This window comes from Paracoccus beibuensis (assembly GCF_026162625.1).
Classification (GTDB): domain Bacteria; phylum Pseudomonadota; class Alphaproteobacteria; order Rhodobacterales; family Rhodobacteraceae; genus Paracoccus; species Paracoccus beibuensis.
The window spans coordinates 1-8,608 of record NZ_JAOTBD010000066.1 but is presented as its reverse complement, the minus strand read 5'-3'; the positions used below and the strand labels follow the sequence as shown (position 1 = coordinate 8,608).

Genomic DNA, 8,608 nt, shown 5'->3' with positions numbered 1-8,608 from the left:
CTGGCCATCCCGGAAGTCCGCGCGCGTGATTTCGTAGCCGCTTGGCGGACGGCGGTTCCACGACCCGCGCATGGCGATGAAGGCGTCGCCGCGATATTCCTCGGGAAAGGCCGATCCCGTGTAGAACGCCATCTGCATCGGCGCGGCATGCGGCGTGTAGCCGAGCGCCGGCTCCTCGCTTTGGGCCGCCCAATCCTCGAGCGTGATGCCCTCGGGCGGATTGTCCTGAGGGTTGTGTTCGGACATGCCATAGACATAGGGCCAGCCGTACTTGCTGCCCTGGGCGATCAGGTTCAGCTCCTCGACCTGCTCCTCGTCGCCCAGCCAGTCAATGCCGTGGTCCGCGCCATAGAGATCGCCGGTCTCTGGCTGCCAGCCGAAGCCGATAGTGTTGCGCAGGCCGCTGGCAAAGATTGCGCGGCTGCTGCCGTCTGGCTCGGCGCGCAGCAGCGTCGCGTTTTCCGGGTTGGTCTCGCCGCAGGCGTTGCAGGTTGATCCGACGCTGATATAGAGCTTGCCGTCAGGCCCGATCGCCAGCGTGCGGTTGGGGTGCTGACCGCCCTCGGGCAGGTCGTCGATGATGCGGGTCAGGTCGCCAAAGCTGCCGTCTTCGTTGACCGGCGCGGTGTAGACGTCGTTCACGGTCACCAGGAAGACAGTGTCACCATCGAACGCGATGCCATGCATTCCGGGGCGAGAGGCGACGGTTGCATGGCTTTCGAAGCTGCCGTCAACGTCCTCGTCGACCAACCGGATGACGTCGCCCTCGGTGCGCCGGGTGGCGTAGACCTGTCCGCTGTCGTGAACGGCCAGCATCCGGGCGTTGCCCATCTCGCGCCCGACCACGGTGACGGCGAACCCGTCCGGGACCGAGATGCGCGAGGCCAGTTCGGCATCATCCTCGATGGTGACGGGTTCGGGCTCCAGCACCGAACCCTCGATCGTGACGTCCGAATACTGGCCAACCTCTCCCTGCGGCTGAGCGTGAAGGGGGGCGGCAAGCGCCGTGCTGGTGCAGAGCGCTGACAGGATCGTATATCTGCTGCGGGCAAAGGTCATTCCTGGCTCCTCGGCTAATCAGGGCGTGTCAGTCGTTGTCGGCGCGCCCGGCGTATTGATCGATGGCCCCTGCCATCTGCAGCATCAGCTGCTGCATCGAAATCGAGTCGGGGCCATAAGGGTAGAAGTCGGACTTGTCGCCCGCGTCCCATTTGCGCCGCAGTTCGGGATCGGTGATGTCCCAGTCGCGATAGGTCCGACGCGCAAGGTCTCGCAGGTCTGCATGAAGCTCAGCCATCGAGGGGCGGCCCCAGTAGTAATAGCCGTTGAAGACCCGCGCCACGCTCAGCCCGCGACCCAGGACCAGCGTGTGCGGGATCATCACGTCATGCACGGTGTCGGTGTATTCCTTGATGTCCAGGTCCTTCTGGACGATCCGTTCCTCGTCATAAAGGAACGGCCAGGGCGCGGCGGTCTGCTGGCGATAGTTGTTCGTCGTGTGCCAGTCATCCGTCGTGATCGTCACGACCTGCGTGTATCCGACGACGAACTGTGGATGAAAGCGGACCAGCTCCAGCATGTGCTGGCGATCCTTGGGGCAAAAGAACCCCCGCGTCAGCACCACGATCATGAGCTGGTCGCCCTGCAGGTCCGAGAGGCGCCGGGGGTTCCCCGTATGGTCGGGCAGCGTGTAATCGGGGAACGTCGCCCCGGGTGTGATGTCCTGTCTCATCCTGCGTCGCCTCTGCCGGTTTCAGGGATGGGCTGAACCGGCAGAGGGGAAGGATGTTCCAAATTCATCGGGCGCTGTTGTACGCAAACAATCTGCCGCGACGGTAGGTGCTGAAGCAGATGGTCATCGGAAGGAGCCAGGGTGCAGACATTTCCGTACTGGGCCTGACCCTATCGTGATGCGCGCTCTACCGAGGCCCGGTCCCGAAATCCACGATGAAAACTTGGGCTCGCCAGAGCGACTTGCGGCTATTTGCAAAGCTGCGCATGAGGAATTTGCCTTCTTCGCCAGCTCATTTTTCCACATGTCATTGCCAAATGGCTGTCACGCAGATTGGCAGGGTCTGGACTAGCGCCTTGCCGGCTAGGGACCGCCCGCCATGGCGCCCACGACAACCATCACCAACGCGTCCACGTCGATGGCGCCTTCGACATGGATGCCTGTCTCGTTGGGAGACACCCGCAGTCCGTCAGGTCTTTCTGCCGCTTGACGCTGCAGTTCCTCTATCACGGCAGCGACGGCCTTCTGTTCCAGCGGCTGATTGCTCATATTCCCGGCACCCATTTCCAGAAAAATCCCTCCATCCTGTCCGCATCATGCTTGAATTCGCAATCGAACCGCCGCCCGAAGCCGGCGGCAGCGGTAAGGGCATCGTCTGAAGGAGGGTTCATCCCCTCGCCCGGTGCGAACCAATCCTCCATCAGATCATCGGGCACATAGACACCGATCCGCAACGGCAGGCTCTCCAGAACCCGCTCCATTTCTACGGGCGGAGCACCCACTGCCTCGGCAAATTCATCGCTGCTTGTCATGGGAACCCCCCCCCGGGACGCCATCACTGAACGCCTTGTGCAGCCCTGCGGTTTCCTTGCGGATCAAGTAAACGCAGAGCGCGGCTTATCAGCCGGCTGTTGATCTAGCGAAGTGGGTCGAACCTTGAAGCGGTCCCTGTCGCCCGGTTCCGCCGGGCGAACGATTCATCACGGCCCACGCTTACCGGTTGCCGAACCGTGAGGCGAGGGCGAATCAGGCATAGCGTCATCCCGCTTCAGAAGCGCCAAGGATCAAGGACGTCGTCCTTCCGCGTCTGGTCAGTTGCTGCGGGCGCCCAGCACCATCTCCGTGATCCAGTTCACCAGGATCGTCGTGTACGCCCGGCGGTCTGCCTCGTCCGACAGGGCGTGATCGGCGCCGTCAATGATGCGGAAGGTCATGGAATGCGCATTCCCGCAGGCCGCCCGATAGCTGAGCATTGTCTGGTGCGGCACCAGATGGTCGTGTTCGGACGCCACGACCAGGACATCGCCCTTGAAGGCGGCGCAGGCCTGCAGGGCCCTATTGCTGTGGGCTGAAACGGGGCGGCTCCGGTATTCCGCCAGTGCGGCGCGGTCGAGTCGGCGCTTTGGCACCGTCCATTCGTTATCCTTGTAGAGCGCCGGCACCCGCAGCCCGAGCCAGCGAACCGGCCTCATGGACGTCAGGATCGCCGACAGGTATCCGCCATAGCTGCTGCCGACAACTGCAATGGACTGTGGATCGACACCCTGCTGGCTGACCAGAAGGTCATACGCCGCAACGACATCGGCAAGATTTTCTTCACGAGTGACCGTCTCGTTGCGGGACGAATTGGCAGCATGACCCCGCAGGTCGAACGTCAAACAGACACAGCCCAAGGCAGCAATCTGGCGCGCCCGCTCAAGGTCGCGTTCCTGACTGCCGCCCCAGCCGTGGACGAACAGTACGCCCGGCACTTGGGTCGCGGGGGTTGCAAGCGTCGCGGCAAGACGATCCTCGTCCACCTGCAGTTCGATGTTCTGGTGTAGGGCCTTCATAGGGATCGGACCGCGGCAAACTTGAGCATCGGCCCCGTCGCGGGATCGTCACCCTGAAAAAAGACTTCAGCGCCATCCGGCGGCCGGCATCCTGCCCCGTATGTCTCGATCGACGCCACACGCACGACTGCAAGCTCGGCATCGGCGTGAAAGGCTTCCAGCGCCAGGACCTCGGCGGTGCTGGCGCCCCCGATACGCCAGGACTGTTCAAGCACCCCGAACCGTTCGAGGCCATCCGTCCGCCGGCCCTGCGCCACATCATAATTCCGGCGAGACGCGAGGAAGCCCGGAATATGCCGATCGGCGGCTTCGTCATAGGTACGCGCCAATTCGGTCGCCTTCATCGCCGATTGGGGCAAACGTACCGACATCAGCGTCTCGTAATCACCCCGCGCCACGATCAGGTCAGAGCCGCCATAGACCGTGCGCCCGCGATTGTCGGTCGTGACATTCTGGGTGCCGCAATACGTCACGGTCATATCCGCAACCCGAAGCTGGCCGACACTGTAGGTGGAGACGTCATTGAGATTTTCCTCGAGAACCAGGCCGCATTCGCTGATCTCGGGCTCTGCCAGCGCATCCAGGCCGGCCTCCAGTTCTTGGCGGTCGGTGACGATGACCTGCCCGGTTCCGCCACGCGCCAGGACAGGCTTGAGCCTGACAGGACCCGACTGCAGCAAGCGTTCGCCGGCAAGCATCGCGTCCCGGCGCGAAAATGCTGTGAAGCCCGCAAGCACCACATCCTTCACAGCGTCCGGAAATGCAGGAAGCCAGCCCGCAGTAGCCAAGGCATCTGGCCCGACAAGCCCGTGGGTGATCGCCTTCGTCCCGGCGAATGGCTGCGGCACGATGCCGCCGAAGAAGTCCCGCTCGGATACGATACCGAGCTGCCGCGCCTCATCCAGATCATGAAGCGTGCCGGTTGGAATGATGTAGGCTTTGTCTGCGTGCTCGGCCTTGCCGTGCAGGTCGAGTGTCGCGAACCGTTCGGCGATTGCTTGCAGCGTCGCCTTCTCGTGCCATGCCAGAGCGTCGTCCTGATGAAGCATCACCTGCACGTGTGCTGATCCTCTTGCTGTTTCCTACCGAGTTATGATCTGCAGCGGAACGCACGATGCCCTGCGTCGTTCCCGGCGCAACCACCGCATCACCAGGCGCTGCGTGATGCCGATGCCGAGTTTCAGATCGTTGCCGTCAGTGATTTCACAGGCAGCGGGCGCCTGGTTTGCGGGCAGGGCGTAGCTACCCCCGGTTTTGGCTGATGTCTCAGGACGCGGCCGAGAAGATGACCCCCCCCCCCCTTGCAGCAAAGGAAGCTTTCGCGGCGCGGCAAAGCCTCCCGATGCCGTGCCCGCAAATCTGCGTCACGCATGGTGCCTCGACTGTGACCTGCTCCATGCCGGCCATGGTGGTGGCAACTCAGGTGCGGCTTGTTGACGGGGCTGACGCGTAGACCGTCGCAGGCTTCTGGTCAAAGATGTCCTCTGGACGAAGCTGGTCTGCCCTGCGGACGCGAGAAATGGACAGCAATCCAAAGATGGCGGCGACGTTCTTCGATTCGATGCCGTTGATGAACCCATGTGCAGACCAGCTGTTGGGAACATTGCCGGGCTGGACCTGTTCCTGAGCCTGCGCGACGCCGAATGGCATCGGGTTGAACAGGAGGATGGCAAATGGCTATGGGTCGTAATGATCGGGACCGCTTTGGCCGCGGCAGCGTCGGAATGGAGCGCGACCGCGACCGCGGATACTCTGGCGAGGCCCGCGGAGAACGCGATTGGACGGAGAGGGCCGGAAGCGAGAGACGCTCGTGGCTGGACGATGAAGGGGGCGAACAACGGCGCCGGCTGGACGATGACCGCTACTCCGGCAGGGACTTCTACGAACAGGCCGACCGGGGCGGCCAAGCCGGCGGTTCGGGCGGATATGGAGGACAAGGCAGGCGCGGCTTCTCGCGCAGGGAGGAAACCGGGTACGGGCCCGGCGACTACGGTGCCGGTGGCATCGGGATGGGAGCCGGAATGGGAATGGGACGCGGAATGGGCATGCTCGACTATCCCTACGGCCCCGAACGTGACTATGGCTACGTTGATCGGAACTCCGGCGATCGTGGTGAGGGCCGCACCGGACGACGTGACTTCGTGGATCGTGCCGGTGATGAAGTCGCCTCGTGGTTCGGCAACGACGACGCGGCACGCCGTCGCGAACGGGATGCCGGCCATCGTGGGCGCGGACCCAAGAATTACGCACGCTCCGACGAGCGCATTCGCGAGGATGTCAGCGATCGGCTGATGGACGATCCCCATCTCGACGCCTCAGACATCGAAGTCTCCGTCAGTGGCGGCGAAGTCACCTTGGATGGGACTGTCACCGAACGCTTCGCAAAGCGGCACGCTGAAGATATTTCCGAAAGCGCGTCGGGCGTGAAGCATGTCCAGAACAACCTCCGGGTCAGGGATCGGCAGTCGGGAACCAGTTCCACCGACACGGCATCCGGGGCCACCGATACCGGTCTTCTGAACCGCTGAGTGATCGGCCGGTTTCGGGTAAGCACCTGAAGGAGAGAAGATACCTGAAATGGCCCTGCAAATGCATCGTTTGCACTGCGGGGCCGACATCATCCGCGGCGGCCGAAGCGTTTCCACGAGGAAGCGCCTCTGCCATCGCCGCGCACACAGCAGAAGGAGCAAGGCCATGGCTGGCAACAAGACGCATGAGCAGCAAAAGAAGATCATCGAGAAGCGCGTGGATACGACCAATGCGGATGGCGACTTTGATCCGCAACCTGACCTGAAGGCGTCAGACGAGCGCGAAGCCCGGAAAGAAGATGATGGCGGTGCAGGATCGGGGTCGTCACGTCGCTGAGCGAGCGGTGGCACCGCATCTTGTTCCGAACGGTCATGCCTGCATGAGGTGAGGACGCTATGACGAGCGACTTTCTGGAGCGATTTCCTGATCGCACTGAAGCTGGCCGCGCACTGGCACGGCAGTTGAGTGAATATGCAGATCAGGACTGTGTGGTGATGGCTCTGCCCAGGGGCGGCGTTCCTGTCGGCCTCGAGGTTGCCAATGCTCTTTCTGCCCCGCTGGAGTTGTTGCTCGTCCGAAAGATCGGAGCACCGAACCATCCCGAATATGCAATCGGCGCCGTGGTCGACGGCGCCGATCCGCAGGTCGTCATGAATGAAGGACTTCCCCCTGCCCTTGCCGCACCCGCAGGATACGTCGAGACCGAAGTGCAGAGGCTTCTCGAAGAGATCGAGCGTCGTCGCCAGCTTTATCTGGGCGGACGCACCCCTATCCCGGTTGCAGGCAAGGCCGTCATCGTGGTCGATGACGGCATCGCAACCGGTGCCACTGCGCGCGTGGCGATCGCAGCTCTTTCTCGGCACAAACCATCGTCTGTGATTCTTGCCGTTCCCGTCGCGGCCGAGGACGCCCTGGACAAGCTGCGTCCAGCCGTCGACCGCATCCTGTGCCTGTTGATGCCGTCTCCCTTCCAGTCTGTCGGGCAGCACTATCTGGACTTCGAACAGGTCTCGGATCAAGAGGTGATCACGGCCCTTCGCAGCAGGGAAGCGGACAAGACTGTCTAAGCTCACCGACGGCTTCGTGTCCTAGAGGTCCGGCTTCTTGGGCCAACTCCAGCCGGCTCGTTTGCATCCCGAACATTATCATTGAAACGGCTGAGCAGAAAAATCTGTGGTTGAGCTATCGCGCATTAAGCGCGTCAGTTCCCTTGGCTGTCGGCCAAGTCGCACTGCACGCAAAAGGCACAGCCTCTTGACCTCGCGGCCTGACTGGAGCCAATCTCACATGCCCGGAGCCCGCTGCTCGGCAATTTCCACCACATTCGCGACACGACCCTACCAGAAGATCCTGCACAGTCATGGGTTCAAGGTATCGATGAGCGGCTGCGCAAAGAGAACCGGATACTGCGGGAGGAGAGGGAGGTGCTAAGAAGGGCGGCTCAATTCTTCGCGGCTCAAAAGTCATGAGGTTTCGGTTCATCGCCAGCTATTGCGGCAGCCTCTCGCGCAGTCGGCTGTGCCGCTTGATGGGTGTCACGGATCGTAGGCTGCGGGCCTGGCGGCATCGGCCGCCATCGCAGCGACAGCGGCGCGACATGGTGATCCTGGCCCATATCCGCGACCAGCACCGCCTAAGCCTGGGCAGCTATGGCAGGCCGCGCATGACCGAGGAACTGAACGAGCTGGGCCTGCATGTCGGACAGCGTCGCATTGGTCGCCTGATGCGCCAGAACGGCATCCGGGTCGTCCGCAGCGAGCGGCGTTCAGGCGCACCACGGACAGCGATCACGCCTTCAACATCGCGCCGAACCTCCTGCGAGCCAGGACTTTTCGGCGAGCGGGCCGAACCAGAAGTGGGCCGGCGACATCACCTTCGTCTGGAGGCGTGAGGGCTGGGTTTATCTGGCGGTCATCATCGACCTGTTTTCAAGACGTGTTGTCGGATGGGCCATCAGCAACCGCATGAAGCAGGATCTGGCGATCAGGGCGCTGAAGATGGCGATCGCGTTGCGCCGCGGGCCGATCCGGCGGTTACCCGACCGCGCCAGGCGTGATGCGGTCCTGCGTTCCGAGATCGAGCGCGTCTTCGAGGAGAACTGGCGTTTTTTTGGTGTGCGGAAGGTCTGGCGCCAGCTGGTTCGGGACGGCTTCGCTGTCGCCCGATGCACAGTCGCCAAGCTGGTGAAGGGCATGGGGCTTCGAGGCATTATCCGCGGCAAGCCGCACAGAACAACGGCGCTCGACAAGAAGGTTCCATACCGATCGGACAAGGTGAATAGGCAGTTCCACGTGCCCGCTCCGAGCATGGGTAAAGGGTGCGGCGAAGCTGACTCTGGTGGATCGACGGCTCTACAATGTCTTGCTGCACAACTTTGGGTCAGCGATTTTACCCAGGTCGTGTCGCGAATGTGGTGGAAATTGTTGAGCAGCGGGCTCCGGGCATGTGAGGTTGGCTCCAGTCAGGCCGCGGGGTCAAGAGACATCGGCTCGAGAGGCTGAGAAAGCGTTTTCCC

General features: G+C 62.6%; 9 protein-coding genes and 2 pseudogenes. 5 read left to right on the top strand and 6 right to left on the bottom strand.

The window, feature by feature from the left end; all coding sequences use genetic code 11:
* The 6 genes from OC159_RS19325 to OC159_RS19300 all read right to left on the bottom strand — a co-directional run.
* Window positions 1-1,059: PQQ-dependent sugar dehydrogenase (locus OC159_RS19325; protein WP_265502877.1), on the bottom strand; the 1,059-nt coding region annotated here is incomplete at its 3' end.
* A gap of 28 nt (window positions 1,060-1,087) precedes the next feature.
* On the bottom strand, window positions 1,088-1,732 hold the full coding sequence (locus OC159_RS19320) for a redoxin domain-containing protein (RefSeq protein ID WP_265502876.1): 645 nt from the start codon (window positions 1,730-1,732) through the stop codon (window positions 1,088-1,090).
* A gap of 363 nt (window positions 1,733-2,095) precedes the next feature.
* Window positions 2,096-2,281 carry a hypothetical protein gene (locus tag OC159_RS19315; RefSeq protein WP_265502875.1) on the bottom strand — a complete coding sequence of 62 codons (186 nt, stop codon included), beginning with the start codon at window positions 2,279-2,281 and terminating at the stop codon, window positions 2,096-2,098.
* The gene (locus OC159_RS19310; protein ID WP_265502874.1) at window positions 2,278-2,544 is read right to left on the bottom strand and encodes a hypothetical protein; all 267 of its coding nucleotides are present in this window, start codon (window positions 2,542-2,544) and stop codon (window positions 2,278-2,280) included. The genes OC159_RS19315 and OC159_RS19310 overlap by 4 nt, the downstream gene beginning before the upstream one ends.
* 279 nt (window positions 2,545-2,823) lie before the next feature.
* Window positions 2,824-3,564 (bottom strand): alpha/beta hydrolase family protein, encoded by a 741-nt coding sequence (locus tag OC159_RS19305; RefSeq protein WP_265502873.1) that lies wholly within the window; start codon window positions 3,562-3,564, stop codon window positions 2,824-2,826.
* A complete protein-coding gene (locus tag OC159_RS19300) occupies window positions 3,561-4,613 on the bottom strand; it encodes a DUF3182 family protein (RefSeq protein WP_265502872.1) in 1,053 nt (350 codons plus the stop codon). Before OC159_RS19300 ends, OC159_RS19305 begins: the two co-directional genes overlap by 4 nt.
* A 675-nt stretch (window positions 4,614-5,288) precedes the next feature.
* Between OC159_RS19300 and OC159_RS19295 the strand changes: the two genes are divergently transcribed.
* From OC159_RS19295 to OC159_RS20285, 5 genes and pseudogenes are all read left to right on the top strand, one after another.
* The gene (locus OC159_RS19295) at window positions 5,289-6,092 is read left to right on the top strand and encodes a BON domain-containing protein (RefSeq protein ID WP_265502871.1); all 804 of its coding nucleotides are present in this window, start codon (window positions 5,289-5,291) and stop codon (window positions 6,090-6,092) included.
* A gap of 166 nt (window positions 6,093-6,258) precedes the next feature.
* Window positions 6,259-6,429 (top strand): hypothetical protein, encoded by a 171-nt coding sequence (locus OC159_RS19290; RefSeq protein WP_265502870.1) that lies wholly within the window; start codon window positions 6,259-6,261, stop codon window positions 6,427-6,429.
* Window positions 6,430-6,488: 59 nt separating this feature from the next.
* Window positions 6,489-7,160, top strand: coding sequence for a phosphoribosyltransferase (locus OC159_RS19285; protein WP_265502869.1), 672 nt, complete (start codon window positions 6,489-6,491; stop codon window positions 7,158-7,160).
* A gap of 258 nt (window positions 7,161-7,418) precedes the next feature.
* A pseudogene (locus tag OC159_RS19280) lies at window positions 7,419-8,117 on the top strand (IS3 family transposase); the annotation flags it as partial.
* Window positions 8,094-8,492: pseudogene (locus tag OC159_RS20285) on the top strand (IS3 family transposase); the annotation flags it as partial. The pseudogenes OC159_RS19280 and OC159_RS20285, both read left to right, overlap by 24 nt.
* Between the last annotated feature and the right edge of the window lie 116 nt (window positions 8,493-8,608).